Origin of the sequence: Clostridioides sp. ZZV15-6383, assembly GCF_020657735.1 — a bacterium.
GTDB lineage: Bacteria > Bacillota > Clostridia > Peptostreptococcales > Peptostreptococcaceae > Clostridioides > Clostridioides difficile_D.
This window is the reverse complement of the sequence record NZ_JAGWCV010000002.1, coordinates 150,363-167,836: the sequence shown is the minus strand read 5'-3', so window position 1 is coordinate 167,836 and position 17,474 is coordinate 150,363. Positions and strand designations below refer to the sequence as shown.

Annotated in this window: 12 protein-coding genes; all 12 read right to left on the bottom strand. The window is 30.1% G+C overall.

The features are described from left to right. Positions 1-162 precede the first annotated feature (162 nt). The 12 genes from KGF42_RS01745 to hydA all read right to left on the bottom strand — a co-directional run bounded on the left by KGF42_RS01745 (position 163) and on the right by hydA (position 17,451). Entirely contained in the window at positions 163-1,440 is a 1,278-nt protein-coding gene (locus KGF42_RS01745; RefSeq protein WP_227821392.1) for a transposase, read from the bottom strand. Positions 1,441-1,578: 138 nt separating this feature from the next. After that, positions 1,579-3,885 carry a molybdopterin cofactor-binding domain-containing protein gene (locus KGF42_RS01740; RefSeq protein ID WP_227825609.1) on the bottom strand — a complete coding sequence of 769 codons (2,307 nt, stop codon included), beginning with the start codon at positions 3,883-3,885 and terminating at the stop codon, positions 1,579-1,581. Then, on the bottom strand, positions 3,885-4,673 hold the full coding sequence (locus KGF42_RS01735) for an FAD binding domain-containing protein (RefSeq protein WP_227821390.1): 789 nt from the start codon (positions 4,671-4,673) through the stop codon (positions 3,885-3,887). Before KGF42_RS01735 ends, KGF42_RS01740 begins: the two co-directional genes overlap by 1 nt. A 99-nt stretch (positions 4,674-4,772) precedes the next feature. Then, positions 4,773-6,131 (bottom strand): solute carrier family 23 protein, encoded by a 1,359-nt coding sequence (locus KGF42_RS01730; RefSeq protein ID WP_227821389.1) that lies wholly within the window; start codon positions 6,129-6,131, stop codon positions 4,773-4,775. Positions 6,132-7,476: 1,345 nt separating this feature from the next. Continuing rightward, a complete protein-coding gene (locus KGF42_RS01725) occupies positions 7,477-8,346 on the bottom strand; it encodes a hypothetical protein (protein WP_227825608.1) in 870 nt (289 codons plus the stop codon). Positions 8,347-8,588: 242 nt separating this feature from the next. Next, on the bottom strand, positions 8,589-9,674 hold the full coding sequence (locus KGF42_RS01720) for a dihydroorotate dehydrogenase (protein WP_227825607.1): 1,086 nt from the start codon (positions 9,672-9,674) through the stop codon (positions 8,589-8,591). A 35-nt stretch (positions 9,675-9,709) separates the two neighbouring features. Continuing rightward, positions 9,710-11,023 carry an amidohydrolase family protein gene (locus KGF42_RS01715; protein ID WP_227822156.1) on the bottom strand — a complete coding sequence of 438 codons (1,314 nt, stop codon included), beginning with the start codon at positions 11,021-11,023 and terminating at the stop codon, positions 9,710-9,712. Then, a complete protein-coding gene (locus KGF42_RS01710; RefSeq protein ID WP_227825606.1) occupies positions 11,024-13,315 on the bottom strand; it encodes a molybdopterin cofactor-binding domain-containing protein in 2,292 nt (763 codons plus the stop codon). It lies immediately after the preceding gene. Continuing rightward, a complete protein-coding gene (locus tag KGF42_RS01705) occupies positions 13,305-14,099 on the bottom strand; it encodes an FAD binding domain-containing protein (protein WP_227825605.1) in 795 nt (264 codons plus the stop codon). The genes KGF42_RS01710 and KGF42_RS01705 overlap by 11 nt, the downstream gene beginning before the upstream one ends. A 37-nt stretch (positions 14,100-14,136) precedes the next feature. Beyond that, the gene (locus tag KGF42_RS01700; RefSeq protein WP_227825604.1) at positions 14,137-14,583 is read right to left on the bottom strand and encodes a 2Fe-2S iron-sulfur cluster-binding protein; all 447 of its coding nucleotides are present in this window, start codon (positions 14,581-14,583) and stop codon (positions 14,137-14,139) included. A 73-nt stretch (positions 14,584-14,656) separates the two neighbouring features. Further along, positions 14,657-16,063 carry an amidohydrolase gene (locus KGF42_RS01695; protein WP_227825603.1) on the bottom strand — a complete coding sequence of 469 codons (1,407 nt, stop codon included), beginning with the start codon at positions 16,061-16,063 and terminating at the stop codon, positions 14,657-14,659. 17 nt (positions 16,064-16,080) lie between these two features. After that, on the bottom strand, positions 16,081-17,451 hold the full coding sequence (gene hydA, locus KGF42_RS01690) for a dihydropyrimidinase (protein WP_227825602.1): 1,371 nt from the start codon (positions 17,449-17,451) through the stop codon (positions 16,081-16,083). Between the last annotated feature and the right edge of the window lie 23 nt (positions 17,452-17,474).

Here is a 17,474-nt window from a genome sequence, read left to right as displayed (position 1 = left end):
GTTTTTTAATCTCTTAATTTTTATAGCTGAACCTTTTTAGTAAAAGTGATTTTTGAAATTCCATAAACTCGAAAGTAAATAGATTCTGTTGTAAACAACAAGGCGGATCCAATTCGCCGCTAAGCTGTAAGCTTACGCTATCAGTTTATCTTTTAAATATAATTAAGATATTCTTATTCTTTGTGGTTGCTTTAATATTTGAGGATTATTCTGCAAACTAGATAAATCAACTATTTGTGATTTTTTTAATATATTAAGACTCGCATTTACATCTGCGTTTATAACTACTCCAACACTAGATTTGTACTGACCACGTGTTATTCTTTCACCTTTAAAGTCATATTTTTTCACATTATCCACATTTATATTAGGTAGGAAATCATCAGCAAAAAAATCAGATTTACTAGTATAACTTTCTTCTTGTCTAATAAAATTGATATTTTTTATTTTACATAGATATTCTAACTTCCCTTTTATCTCTCCAAAGGGAATTCTTATAAAATTTCTATATATTTTCCTCTCCATATTATCACTTTTTTCTAACTTAGCATTATATCCTACAATTAAATTACCAATATTATTTTTTACACAGTAATCAATTATGTAAAAACAAGTTTTGTTTACGTAGTCTTTAACTTGATTGTTCCTCTTATTCCAGACCTTAAATTGTTTTCTTGTGATTGCGGTTATATTCTTTTTTAATTTCAAGGTCTCTATTTTATCATTCTGTTTATTTGCCCACTGATTCACAGATTTGAGCCTTTTTCCATCTATGATAAAACTATCACCTAAATTGGTAACACATGTACATAAGTTTTCTAAACCTAAGTCTATTGCTAGTGCATTTTTTTGATTTGAAACTTCCTCTGATTTCGGTATTTCATAACAATACTGAATTTCAAAGAACCTAGCCTTATGTTTAGGTATTATTCTTATTTCTTTAATTTTTTTGTCTAGTATATTTTGTGGAACTTTTATGCTTACTTTACCATATAATTTTTTAAAGGCTGGAGACATAGGTACATTTAGAATACCATCTTCCTTAATTCTTATTTGACCTATTATTATGCTAAAAAAGCCTTCCTTGTCCAAATATTTAGGTGACTTTATCCCTCTAAAATCATACTTACCTTCTTTTGCTAGTTTAATTAGACCAAAAAATGACCTAAATGAACTATCAACTTCTTTTAATATTTGTTGTGCTATATTACTATTGAGAAGTTTATAATTCTCATTTTCTTTACAGACATGATAATTTGCTTCATAATTAAGATGTTCTCCTTTATTAAAATAATGCTGTCTTACATTATATGTACCAACATTATATAAATTCTTTGCCAAGAAACACATTTCTCGTAGAGCTTGATATTCTTTTTTAGTTAAGTTTTTTAATTGTTGTCTCTGAGTACCATAGTGTATATTTTTTATTCTACTTGTCATAAACTCACCTCCTTTAGAATATACTCTACTAGACATTATATACGGTATTTTTACAAAACACCATATATAATGTCCATTTAATTACTTTATTTTACAAAATAATTTAAATTTATATGCTTTTATATAGTATATCACTTGTTATAATTGTTTGTTATTATTTTTCATACCCATATAAACCTTTTCAAAAGTCATAGGAAGCTCCCTTATACGAACTCCCGTAGCATTAAATATTGCATTTGCTATAGCTGGTGCTGGTGTGTGTATAACTATTTCTCCTAAGGATTTAGCACCATAAGGACCTCCTGGGTCGAAATTATCAGCAAAATCTACCAATATATTTCCCACTTCTTTTTTTGTAGGAACTTTATACTGTAAGAAACTATCTGTCAATAATCTTCCATCTTTATCAAATCTAGGGTCTTCATACATTGCAAACCCTATACCCATCATTACTCCACCTTCTACTTGTATTCTAGCCAGAGTTGGATTTATAACTGTTCCACAGTCAGGTACACATGCAAAGTTTATTACCTTATATTCACCTGTATTTTTATCTAGTTCTATCTCTGCAAAACCTGCTATAAATGGTTTTATTCTTTTTAACATACCAAAAGATTCTGTTGCTTCCAAAACTACTGGCACATCATCACTAGCAAATCCTATGCCTCCAACTGATTCTCTACCTAATTCCTCTAATAGCACAAACTTACTGTTATCGTTTTTAACAAAAACTCTGTCTTTTCCTAACTCTAAATCTTCTTTTTTAAATCCTAGCTTTGATTCTGCTACTGAAAGTAATATTTCTTTTAATTTATTTGCTGTCTTTATTGTTGCATTTCCTGTAACCGTTGTAGTACAAGAAGCAAATGCTCCTGTATCATATGGACATAAATCTGAATCACCTGTATAAATAGATATTCTATCTACAGTGGTATTTAAAGTTTCAGCAGCAATTTGTGCTTGAATTGTATCAGCTCCTTGACCTAAATCAGCAAGACCAGATAATAACTTATATGTTCCATCTTCATCCATTCGTATAGTCACTGTTGCCATATCTACACGTGGTATGCCAGAACCATGATTTGCCACTGCCATACCTACTGCTCTTACCTTGTTATTTCCTATATCTTTACATGGATATTTATCATCCCAGTTAATTAATTTCTTACCCTTTTCTATACATTGTTTCAACTCACAGCTTAATATTTCTTCTTCAGCTGCTTTTCCATTAGTATATCTATCTATTATGTTTTTAACCCTAAATTCAAGTGGGTCCATTCCAATCTTATTTGCTAATTCGTCAATAGCACTATCTATTGCAAATATTCCCTGTGTGGCACCATATCCTCTAAGTGCTCCTGCTGGTAGTCTATTAGTATATACAGTTCTGGCATCAAATCTAACAGCATCAATATCATTATATATTGGCAATGTATTATGCCCAGATTCTGAAGAAACAGAAACTCCATTACCACCATAAGCACCTGTATTATTTAATGATTTTAACTCTATTGCTTTTAAATTTCCTTCTTTATCTGCACCCACTCTAACATCAAAAAACATTTCATGCCTACTATTAGAACCAACAAAAGTTTCGTTTCTTGTAAATACAAATTTTGCTGGTCTACCAGTTTTCATAGTGACAAATGCAGTGAATATATCTGTCGCTGCTATATTCTTTCCTCCAAATCCACCACCTATTCTAGGCTTTATCACTCTTATCTTTGAAGATGGAATTCCCAACACTTTTCTAAGTATTCTCTTTACATTGTGTGGTGATTGTAATGATGAAACTACAACAATTCTATCATTTATATCTTTGTATGAGTATGACCTATGAGTTTCCATCATACAATGCGATTGACTTTGAGTTTTATATGAAGATTCAACAACAAAATCACTTTCTTTAAGTTTAGCTTCAACATCACCAAATTCAAAAAATTCTTTTGATACTATATTATTTTTCGCATCTAATCCAAAAGGATATGGCTCTACTATATCTTTTTCTGGATGTATAACAACTTCATTTCCTTCTGCTTCTCTTGCATTAAATACAGGTTTTAAAACCTCATAGTCTACCTTTATCATTTTTAAGGCTTTAAGTGCTGTTTTTTCATCTTCAGCTGCGACTAAAGCTACTTCATCCCCAACAAATCTAACTGTATCTTCAAGCAGAACTCTATCATAAGGAGATGCTTCTGGCTCTGTCTGACCTGGAACACAATATCTTACTTGTGCTACATCTTTATACGTATAAATAGCCACAACTCCTGGAATTTTTTCGGCTTTTGATGTATCTATATTCTTTATTTTAGCATGTGCATGTGAACTTCTAAGCAATTTTAACGTCAAAACATCTTTATGCATAATAAGGTCTTCAGTATATAGAGGTTTTCCTGTAACAATTGCTGTACTATCTATCTTTCTTATCCCCTTATTAATCATTATCTATTCCCTCCCTCAATAGCATCATACATCCTTTTCACTAGCGCACTTGCCATATCAATTCTATACTCCTTACTAGCTCTCATATTACTTCCATAAGTCAATTCCTTGCTTGCAATAATAGATGCTTTATCTATATCTTTTTCTTTACTTAATATGCTACTTGCTTTAAGTGCTAATCTAGCTTTTTGAGGTCTTGCTCCAATTGCTATTTTGTAAGTATCATTTTCTTTTAACATAGCTGAATTTAATACAGAAAAATCTCCTGTACACTTTCTTATTGAATCAAAAACAGCTATTGCATCTTTTTTTGGTAGTATCACTTCAACCAGTATATCTTTACTTGATTCACTATCTAAAAACTCATTTAGTTCTAATATTCCTTTATTGTATAATCTTACCTTCGCCCCAACAACCAAAAGTGCTGGGATTAAGTCAGAAAAACCATATTTTGAAAATACACTTGCACCAATTCTAGCACCTTGTCTAAATTGAACTCCAACTATATGAGAAATAGCTTTTGAAAGTATTCCACTACAGTAATTTTTAATAGTTTTATCGATTTCTAAACTTCTAAGAGAAGTATCTGCACCTATCAAAATATTTTTTTCATCATCTTTTATATAATTTAGATTTATGTCCTTTAAATCTATAGCTGTTCCTATATTTTTATTGCTTAATTTTATAAATCCGCATCCACCTAAAATAACATTATTTTTTTTAGAAGTTAAAATTTTATATGCTTCTTCTAAACTTTGTGGAACTGAATATTCTTTTATAGTAACCATCTTATCCCCCTAACGTTAAGCTTATTAAAATCTAAAAGTTTTAAATATATCTTTTAATTTATACCTATAAACTTAATTCACATATATTCACTCTGTATGTTACAAATATTCCTCTTTATCCTTAATTTTATTATCCTTATTTCTTGAAAATTTAATCATATACAAAGCCTGAACTATTATAGCAACCATCGCTCCTGAAACTACACTTGAATCTGCAAGTAAGGTTTCTATAAACTTTGGAAATTTTTCAAGAACTTGAGGAACTACCATGAATCCTATACCAGATGCCATAGAAAGTCCTAGTATCATACTATTTTCTTGATTAAATCCATCCATACTAACAAGTCTTAACCCAGATGTTGTAAGAGTTGAAAATATTACAAGTGTTGCTCCTCCAACTACACAAGGAGGGATTGTTCTAATTAAATTAGCTAGCAAAGGCGATATTCCTGCCAAAAATAGTCCAATTCCTCCAATAGCTAGTACAAATTTACTTATAACCTTTGTATTAGAAACGATTGCAGAATTTTGACCAAACATCCCCATTGGAGTTGCAGAAAATAAAGCACCTATTGTAGAAAGGACTCCATTTCCTAAAACAGCAGAAGAAAGTTCCTCATCTGTAACTTGTCTATTAAGTCCTCCTACCGCAGAAAGTGTACAAGCACCCATAATATCAGCTATCTCAACCAAATATATTATTGAAAACATTACTACAACTTCAATTTTTATATCTAACCCAAAAGCAAGTGGTTTTGGAAGTGCAACCAAAGTAAACTCTTGAATTGAAGAAAAATTTACTATCCCTAAAATTAATGATAGAATGTATCCAAAAATTATGCTGACTAATATTGATGCATCTTTAAACAATCCTTTTCCATACTTGTTTAATCCTAATATCATAAGAGATACAGATATTCCGACTACAAAATTAATTGGATGCCCAAAAGTTTCATTTCCCATACCTCCAGCTAAATTTTTTATAGCTATTGGAAAAAGTCCAAGACCCATACATGCAACTATTGTCCCAGATACGACTGGAGTAAATATAAATCGTATTTTTTTTAGTCCAAAGCCAATTATAATTATTACTACACCAGCTATTATTTGAGAACCAAATAATACTGGTAATCCATATTTACCTGCAACAGATACTCCAGCTCCTATAAACATAGCTGTAGCTCCCATTATAACTGGTATTCCTCCTCCTAATTTAAATCCTTTAAATAGAGGTATTGGATATAATTGTAATAAAGTTGATAATCCTGCAAAAATTAATGCAGCTTGAATCAATAATGTTGACATCTTATGATTAAGTCCAGCTGCATTTGCAACCAATATTGCTGGCAAACAACTTCCTATTACCATCGCCATTAAGTGTTGTAACCCTAAAGGTATTGACTCCTTTAGTGGTGGTATTCCGTCTAATTCAAATTTTGATGTACTTTTTGCTTTCATAATAAAAACTCCCGTTACATAAAACTTATTGAATTATATAAATACTTAAAAATCTAATATATTAAATTAAATGAAGTTTATAAATCTTGATTATACTACAATATACATTTAAGTTTTTAAACTTAAATAATATGTACAATAAATTTAATTATTAACAAATAAACCTATTCTATCATTTTGTATATGTTATATACAGTGCTTTACAAACATAAGAATATTATAGCTATGAATTTTTAATTTTTTATAATAAATTTAATTCAGTTTAAATCTTTCAATCTTAATCATTATAAGTTATAAGTTTTCATAAGTATTTATATTTTTAAGTTTTAAACATTTACCTATAAACGCTACTTTATAGATGTCACTTTAAGTACAGTGACCTCATACTTTCATATGAGCGTAGACTATTTCTTCATCTTCAGCATTACCTGCTAAGAGCAACCCGTTTCCACTATCAATAGCTTATAGTGTACTCTCTCTCGAGATAGTCGTTTGACCTTCCTATTTCTAGGCTTGGCGACCAAATGTCCATTCTTAAGTACTTAGGCTCTCACCATATACCATCCTTGCTATTGTTTCTGGTTTTCGCCACATTCATAAAAGTTTCTTTCTATCTTTTATTGTAGTTGCAAGGCTTTAGGATTTACTGGTTTTAAAGTTGTGTCCTACATAGATTTCTCTATGTACGGGGCTAAAAGTACAATTTATTTAATATACTTTGCTTTACCCCCTGTAAATAATATTATTTACTCTTTCACTGTTTTTGTTATTAAATTAATTAAATAATAATTAATCTAAGCATAAAATAATTTTTTAATTTAAACTCAAAATATTTATGAATATTTTATAATATAATTCTCATAAGACAGAAAAACTTAATAAGCTATGTATCTCAGTTGTACCAATGTACTCTCCTTTACTATATTTGTATCTGCAACATAAAATATACAAGTTTCTATCTATATTATAGATATATATTAATATCTATAAGTCAAATAGTAATATTATTTGTATAGTAAAAATTTTATTCATATTACCATTTATAATTTTTATAGAGCAATTTTAGTGCCAATATTTGCATACATTTGCATAGTATAAAATTTTTATGCTTTCATTGATAAAATTTTACTTATTTCAAGCGTTCTATCACATTTTATCATTTAAATTTTTAAGTTTTCTTTTTATAAACTCATTATAATTACACAAAAAAAGACCAAAAAATATTTTTTTAACGGTCTTTTCTCAATTTTTTATTTTCATTTCTAAAATTTATAATAAATAGTAATAAGACTATAAGTTCTTTTATATAAGATTTTTATTTTGTGGATGATAAATTATTAAAATGTTATCTGACTGATTTTAGTTTGACAATATCACTCCAATTTTTACTAGTAGCTAACTCTACTAAATTTAAATCTCTTCTTATTTCAGCTATATCCTCTTTTATAGAGTTTGTATCACCTTTTATATATGCTATATTATGTTCCATATTATCATGAGTGGCTTTATTTATTTCAGAATTATGTAATAAACTTCCTAAAATATTATTCTGTTCTACCTGTTTCTCTTTCATTGATTTCTCTTCACTTTCTAGACTATCAATTTTAACTTCAATTCCATACAATTTTTCGTTTGCTATAGTTACCTCTTCTTTAATTCCACTAATATCTTCACTAATATTATTTATTTTATTTTGCATAAAGTTTATTTCTAATTTCACTTCAGAAACATTGTCTTTCATTATAGTTATTTCTTGCATTACTTCAGATATATCTTCTTTTACTACACCTATCTCATGTTTTACCCCATTCATTTCTTTTTTCATCGTATTTACTTCTTGTTTTACTTCAGATATATCTTCCTTAACTGTGTTTATCTCCTCTTTCATTTCAGACATATCTTCCTTCATTGCATTTATTTCTTGTTTTACTTCAGACATATCTTTCTTAACTACATTCATCTCTTCTTTCATTTCAGACATATCTTCCTTCATTTCATTTACTTCTTGTTTTACTTCAGACATATCTTCCTTTAGCACAATTATCTCTTCTTTCATTTCAGACATGTCTTCCTTTAGTAAGTTTATTTCTTTTTTCACTTCAGATATATCTTCTTTCATCAAACTCATATCTTGCTTTACTTCAGACATATCACTTTTCATACTACCTACATCTTTATTTATAATATGTAATAATTCTAAAATCTTATCTTCCACTTACATCACCATCCCTACTAATTATTATAACATTTTATATAAATGCTATACAATGTTAACATATATATAGAAAATAGTTATTCAAAATTTAATTGACAAAAATTACATACTGAATTACTTCAAAAAATAATTAATTAGGAGATAAATATAATGACAACTAAATAAAGGATACCATTATAATAATAGTACCCTTCATTTCTATATAAATTCTTATTTTTTTAAATTAGTTTTTATAAAATATCCTATACATTTAATTCTGAACATGAAATTTTTCTTCCAAGTGCTTTTGGTTTACAAACTGATATACAAAGACCACAATATCTACACTCTTCTTCATTTAATTCCATCTTATCGTTCAATTTTCTCGCTTGATATGCACAGACTCTCTCACACATCTTACATTTAGTACATTTTTCTTCATCATAAGTAAATTCAAAACTAAGTCTTTCATTTACATCTCCCATATGATTATGTACTATACCACAAGCATTTTCTATAGTATTATATCCTAATCTATTAAGATTAGATTTTAAATCATCATGTATTTTAGATATTACTTGAGCACCTTTTAAGATTACTACTGAACATATACCAACAAAGTCAGCGCCTGCCATAATCATTTCTAAGGCATCATCTCCACTTACACATCCACCTAACCCAATTATTGGTATATTAACTTGTTTTTTTATTTCATATATTCTTTGTAAAGTTATTGGCTTGATAGTCTCACCACTTAAATACCCTATTCCATTTCCACCTAATAAAGGTTGCCCAGTTTCTATATCTATTCTAAATGCTGGTCCTACAGAATCACAAGCAGTTATTGCATCCGCTCCTGCTTCTTCTAATTTTTTAGCAAAATCTCCTATTTCATCTATCATAGGAGGAAGCTTGACTATTACTGGTATATTTACTCTTTCTTTTGCATCTTTAAGCATTGGTATCAAATCTCTATAGTCATAAGATACTAATTCAATAAAGTCAGCTCCTGCATTTGCAACTTTCTCTACTAATTCACTACTTTCTTCGATTGTATGACCTACTGAAGCTATACAGACAGTTCCATCTTTTTTCATTTGTGGTATTTCAAAATCTATCCATTGCTCTGGCTCAAAATCTGTCCATTTCTCATTATTTAAAAGAGCATTAGCTGTATTTCTGACCATATGTGGTGCTGGATTTATAGCTCTTTCTTTTCTTATAGTCTTAGTAACAACTGCCCCTGCTCCTGCATCACTTAATATCTTACATCCAGCTGCACTATATGTTAATGGGCCTGAACCTATTATAAGTGGTGATTTTAATTCTTTACCTAAAAAATTATACATTATCTGCTTCCCCTTTTCATATATATTTACATTCATTAAAATTTCCAAAATTCACAAGCAACTTCTTTCATTTCTTTAACAATAGATTTTTTATCTAAATCAACTAACTGTTTTTCTTTTAAAATATGTCTACCATCTATATATACATTTGATATAAACTCTTTTTTACCTTGAACTACTATCTGGTCAAATATATTATCAAGAGTAACAGGAGTTTTAAATTCATCTTCCATAACTATTATATCAGCCTTATTACCAACTACTATTTTACCAGATTTTTGAAGCCCTAATACATGAGCACCATGCTCTGTTGCCATCTTAAATATTAAATTTGCTGGCATTACAGATGCATCTTCTTCAACTGATTTATGCATTAAAAATGCACCTCTCATAACTTCAAAGAAATCATTTATATATCCGTCTGTACCAAGTGCTACTTTTATTCCTTTTTTAATCATTTTTGGTACTGGAGAAAAACCTCCACCTACTTCACAGTTGCTAAGAGGCATATGAACCACTTTTACACCCTTTTCTTTTAATACTTCTATTTCTTCATCATTTATTTTTACACACTGAGATGCCAATACAGTTTCATCTAATATTTCTAAATCATTATAATAATCAACTGCTTTTTTACCAAAATGTTTTTCAGCATAATTTGGTTCATATATACTTTCACATAAATGGAATTGCATTGGTGCATCTAATTTTTTTGCATCTTCTTTAGCTTTTTTAATAAATTTATCTGAACATGTGAAACTTGTATGAGTACACATTATTCCATTTATTAACTTGCTATTTTCTCTACTCCACTTTATTAAATTAGCATTTTCATCTAGACACCTAATTCCATTTTCATAACTTATTCTCTCGCAACTTTCTAGAGATAAAATCGCTTTCATACCTATTTCTTCTAGTATTTTACCTTGCTCAATTAAAGTTCCTTCTTCTGTGTTTGGAGCTTCTAGAGTATCACAAAATGCTACTACACCAGATTCTATAAGTTCTATTGCTGATGCTTTAGTTGTGGCCTTTACTTCTTTTAATCCTATTCTATTTTCTATAAATGGCCACCAATAATCATTTAAGAAACCTTCAAAATCAGTAAAATGTACATTTGCTGGTATTCCTCTAGAAAGAACTCCATATTGATGCATATGACCATTGATAAATCCTGGCATTACTATAGCATCTGATTTATCTATTATTTCCTCAATATTTTTATACTTTATTTCAACTTCTTCATTTGGCAACATATCTTTTATAATGTCATTTTCTACTACAACAGCATAATTTGTATATATTTCATCAGCCGAAGATATTAAGTATTTACTTTTTATAGCAATCATTTATTTACCTCCCTGATTTAATTCTTTCATAGCCATGTAAACTTTCTCAGAAGTTATAGGAAGTTCTCTTATACGAACCCCTGTGGCATTATATATTGCATTCGCTATTGCTGGTGCAGGTGTATGAATAACTATTTCTCCTAAAGATTTAGCTCCATATGGGCCTGTCGGTTCATAATTATCTACAAAGTCAACTAATATATTTCCTATATCTTTTTTTGTTGGAACTTTGTATTGTAATAAATTAGAAGTCTGAAGTTTTCCATCAGAACCATGTCTAGGGTCTTCATACATTGCAAGCCCTATACCTTGAGTTACTCCGCCTTCAACTTGTATTCTAGCAAGTGCAGGATTCATAACTGTACCACAATCAGTAGAACAAGCATAATTTATTACTTTAAACTCTCCTGTTGTTTTGTCTAATTCAATCTCAGCAAATCCTGCTAAGAATGGCTTAGCACTCTCTTGTATGCCATAAGATTCAGATGAATATAGAACCTCTTGATTTCCTCCACCAACAGATTCTCTTCCTAGTTCACTTAATAAAACAAACTTATCTACATCTTCACTATAGCAAACCCTATCTTCATATAATATTAAATCATCTATTGGTAAATCTAACTTTTTCTGTGCTACTTTTAATATCTTTTGTTTTAAACTTTCAGCAGATTTGATTGTAGCATTTCCAGTTACATAAGTAGTACAAGAAGCATATGCACCAGTATCATATGGACACATATCTGTATCTCCTGTATAAACAGAAATTCTGTCAATAGATGTATTCAATGCTTTTGCAGCTATTTGTGCAAGTATTGTGTCAGAACCAGTTCCTAAGTCTGAAGACCCAGAAAACAACTTATAAGTTCCATCTTCATCCATTCTCATATTTACTATTGCCATATCTATGTTAGCTATACCAGAACCATGAGTTCCCACAGACATTCCAACAGCTCTTACCTTATTATTTCCAATCTCTCTAACAGGATATTTTTCATCCCATCCAATAAGCTTTTTACCTCTAATTATACATTCATCAAGTGCACAACTTCTTATTGGAAAATGCATTATTCCGCCTTCAGTTTTCTTTTTTATAATATTTTTCAACTTTATTTCTGTTGGGTCCATATTAAGTTTATGTGCTAATTCGTCAATTGCACAATCAAGTGCAAATGTACCTTGAGTTGCTCCGTATCCTCTTAACGCTCCCCCTGGAACTAAATTAGTATATACGGTTCTTCCATCAAATTTTATTGCGGGTACATTATTATATGTTGGAAGTACATTATGTCCTGATTCAGAACAAACTGAAGGTCCATTGTCACCATAAGCACCTGTGTTATTTAATGCTTTCATATCTATAGCTTTTATATTTCCTTCTTTATCTGCTCCAATCTTTATGTCAAAAAACATCTGATGTCTAGTGTTAGTCATTGCAAAAGTTTCTTCCCTAGTATAGATAAGTTTTGCTGGTCTTTTCGTCATCCAAGTTACAAATGATGCATATATCTCTGTTACAGCTATGTTTTTTCCACCAAAGCCTCCACCTATTCTTGGTTTTATTACTCTTACTTTTGAAAGAGGTATTCCCAATGCTCTAGAAATCTGTCTTCTCATATGATAAGCTGATTGATTTGCAGAAGTTACTACTAATCTACCATTTGTATCTATATACGTATAAGCTCTATGAGTCTCCATCATACAATGTGCTTGTGATTGAGTCATATAAGATTGTTCTATTATTACATCACTCTCTTTAAACTCTTTTTCTACATCTCCTTTGCCCATTTTCTCTCTCGATACTATATTTTTTGTAGCATCCAATCCAAAATCAAATGGACAAAATAAATCTTCCTCTTCATGTATTAAAATTTTATTTCCTTCCGATTCCCTTGCATCCAATATTGGAGTCATTACTTCATATTCAACTTTTATAAGTTTCATAGCTTTAATAGCAGCCCTTTCATCTTCAGCAGCTATTATAGCAACTTCATCTCCTACATATCTAACTATATCTTCAAGTATTAACTGGTCATGAGGTGATGCTTCTGGATATGACTCTCCAACCATTGAATATCTATAATTTGGCACATCCTTGTAAGTGAATATATCTACTACACCTTTTACTTTTAATGCATTTTTTATATCGATGTTTTTTATCTTCGCAAAAGCATGTGGACTTCTAAGAAGCTTAATAGTTAAAACATCTTTATGAAAAATTAAATCTTCTGTATATATTGGTTTGCCAGTAACAATGGCTTCGCTATCTATTTTTCTTACCTCTTTATTTACCATCACACTCACCTCCAATACTATTATACATTCTCACTACTAAAGCTTTTGCCATGTCTTTTCTATATTCTTTGCTTCCTCTTATATTACTTCCAAATGAAAGTTCTTCACTTGATACTTCTCCAGCTTTTTCTATATCATTTTCTAAGCTTAGTATTTCACTTGCTTTATATGCAATTTTTGCTCTTCTTGGTCTAGCCCCTATTGCAATTTTATAAGTACTTCCTTCTTTTAACATTGCTCCATTTAATACTGAAAAGTCACCTGTACATTTTCTTATAGAATCAAATATAGCTATAGCATCCTTTTTAGGTAATATAACTTCTATTAATATATCTTTTTCAAGCTCACTTTCTAAAAAATCAGCTAAGTTCATAACCCCTTTTTTATATAACTTAACCTTTGCATCTACTACTAGTAATGAAGGTATTAAATCTGAAAATCCATACTTAGCAAATACGCTAGCTCCTACTCTAGCTCCACTTCTAAATTGAACTCCTACTATATTAGAAACAGCGTTTGAAATTACTCCATTACAGTAATTTTTAATAACCTTATTTAATTCTAAAGTTCTTAAACTTGTATCTGCTCCAATTAATATGCTATCATCAGTTTCATTTATATAGTCCAAAGCTAAGTCTTTTAAATCTATTGCTGAACCAATATTTTTACTACCTAGTTTTAAAAATCCGCAGCCTCCAAGTATTATGTTGCTTTTTCTTGATATTAGCAGTTCATAAGCTTCATCTAAACTTTTTGGAACTACATATTCCTTTATAGTTATCATATTCTCTCCCCATATCAATTTAATTTTCACTTAAAACTTAAGTGTTCAAATATTTATGTATTGCTCTTAATTGCCCTTTATATCCAGTACATCTACAAAGGTTACCATTTACATAATCTATAACTTCTTCTTCTGTTGGATTTTGAAGCTCTCTTTTCATAGCCAAGACCATCATTATAAATCCAGGAGCACAAAATCCACATTGGTCAGCTCCTTCATCTGCAAGAAAATCCCCAAATTTCTTTGCTTCATCCAAGACACCTTCAAGTGTTGTGATGTGTTGACCATCTACTCTAGCAGTAAGATAATTACAAGAAAGCACTGCCTTGTCATTTACCATTACTGTACATAAGCCACATGAGCCAGTATCACATCCTTTTTTAACACTTACATATCCATTTTTTCTTAGTGTATCTGCTAAAAATTCATCTGGTCTTATACTTAATTCTTTTTCTTTGTTATTTATGGTACATTTGATAATCAAATAAATCACCTCAAAACTCATATTTTTAAGCTAAAGTTTTTATTATACTTATTCAGGAATAAAGTCACATTTATTAATAAAGACTATTCCATTTATGACCTTCCATTCTATTCTTTATAGTTCCTCTTACACAAAGTCTCTCAGCTGTATCTTGAGCATCTTTTAATGCTTTCTCTTCATCAGCTGTTAAGATTTTTGAATTTTCCATTATTATATTTCCATCTACTATAACACTCTCTATATTTTTCATACTAGAAGAATATACTAATGTAGATACTGGATTATGCATAGGTATTGCTTTTGGTGAAAGCATTGGGTTGAATATTAGTAAATCTGCTTTTTTACCTATCTCTAATGAACCTATCTCATCTTCCATTCCAATAGCTCTTGCTCCATCTATAGTTGCTAACTCAAGAACTTTTTCTGCTGACATTGCTAATGGATCACACTTATTAACTTTATGTTGAAGTGCTGTTAATTTCATAAGCTCAAGCATATCTTGAGAGTTATTACTAGCAGCTCCATCTACTCCCAAACTAACTGTTATTCCTTTTTTAAGCATTTCTGGTACTGGTGCAACACCTGAAGATAAGTACATATTACTTGCTGTATTATGAGATACCTTCATGTCATATTTTTTAGTAAGTTCCATATCCTTTTCAGTTAAATACACACAATGTACCATAAGCACATTTGGCCCTAGTATTCCTAATTTTTCTAAAACATCTATGTCATATTGCCCATGCAATTCTTTTGCTGCTTCTCTATCAAAAGGAGTTTCTGATATATGTACTGTAAATAAAGCATTATCATATTCTTTTACTACTCTCCATAGCATCTCAAGCATTTCTTGAGAATTTGACCATATTGCTGCTGGAGCTACTCCTATTTTGATTCTTCCATTTGCTGTATTATGGTGTTTTTCAAATAATCTTCTTACATCTTTTTCAACCGTTTCTACATCTTGCATTATTCCAGGATGAACTCCAAATTGAGCTCCTGTATTCATACATCCTCTTCCAAGTATTCCTCTTATTCCTAATTCTTTATAAGCATCTATTATTCCATCACAAAGACCTGGTTTGCTGTGAGGATACATATAGTCAACCATTGTTGTTATACCACTTCTAAGACCTTCAATACATCCAAGCATTGCAGCATCATAAGTATCTTTTGGTTCTAAATAGTTAGCTGCTGGAAACGTCATAGTTTCTAGCCAATCTTTAAGTACCATATCATCTCCTAACCCTTTTAATAAAGTTTGGAATAAATGATTATGTGTATTTATAAAACCTGGGAATAGGACTTTGCCTTTAGCATCTATTACTTTTTTAACATCAGTGTATTTACTTTCTATTTCTTTAGAATTCCCAATATCTGCAATCTTGTTATCTTTTACTACTAATGCCCCATCAAAAATAACTTCTCTCTCTTTATTCACAGTTACTATTATGGCATTCTTAATAAGTATATCTATCATTCTTATTTCCCCCCGCATTATTTAGTAATTTTTCTTTTAATATATTGTCCTGTTGGCTGTTCTTTAACATTACAACTTTGTACTACATGGTTTCCTCTCAAAAATACATCTTCAACTTTACATTTAATTTTGAACCCCTCATATGGAGTATAATCTACATTTTGTTTTTGAGTTTTATAACTAATTGTTTCTTCTTTATTAGTATTTAAAATGACTATATCTGCATCACTTCCGACAGCTATCTCACCTTTTTTAGGATACATCCCAAATATTTTAGCAGCATTTGTGGAAGTAACTTCTACAAATTTATTTACACTTATTCTATTTTCTAAGACTCCATATGTATATAAAAGAGGTAGTCTATGTTCAACACCAGGTGCTCCATTTGGTATCTTACTAAAATCATCAATTCCCAAATCTTTTTGCCCCTTAAAATTAAATGAACAATGGTCTGTGCCAACTGTTTGAATATCTCCATTAGCCAACCCTTCCCAAAGATAATTTATATCTTCTTTTTTTCTTAAAGGAGGAGACATTACATATTTAGCACCCTCAAATCCATCCTTATCATATAAATTGTCTTCTAGTAATAGATACTGTGGACATGTTTCTACTATCATATCTATATTTTTTTCTCTAGCTATTTTTACAGTTTCAAGAGACTCTTTACAACTTAGATGGACTACATAGGATTTTGAATTTGATAATTTAGTTATATCAGCAAGTCTTGAAACAGACTCTTTCTCAACTATATTAGGTCTTGTAAGTGGATGATATTTTGGATTTAAATTACCATTTTGTATATTTTCTTCTATCAATACATCTAGTAAATCTCCATTTTCACAATGAAATCCAACTATACACCCTAAATCTTTAGCTTTTTTTAAAAGCTTGTATATTGTTCCATCATCTACTTTCATGCCATCGTATGCCATATACATCTTAAATGATACAATTCCATCTGAAATAAGCTTTTCCATATGATTAAATGTATCTTTATCTAAGCATGTAATTGTCATATGAAATCCATAATCACAATAACAATTTCCACTTGCTTTTTCATGATATGTTTCCACACCTTGCAGTAGATTTTCACCTCTACTGGCTTCTGCAAAATCTAATATGGTAGTAGTTCCTCCAGCTATAGCTGCTCTTGTCCCTGTTTCAAAATTATCAGCAGTTACAATAGAACCTGCATTCATATCAAAATGAGTATGAGTATCTATTCCACCAGGAATTATAATTTTTCCTGTAGCATCAATAACCTTATCATCATTTATTTCTAAATCATTTCCTATTTCAACTATCTTTTCATCTTCTATCCTTAAATCACTTACATAAGTCTTATCAGAGGTAATTATAGTTCCACCTCTTAGTATTGTTCCCATATATACCTCCTAACTTTTAAGCT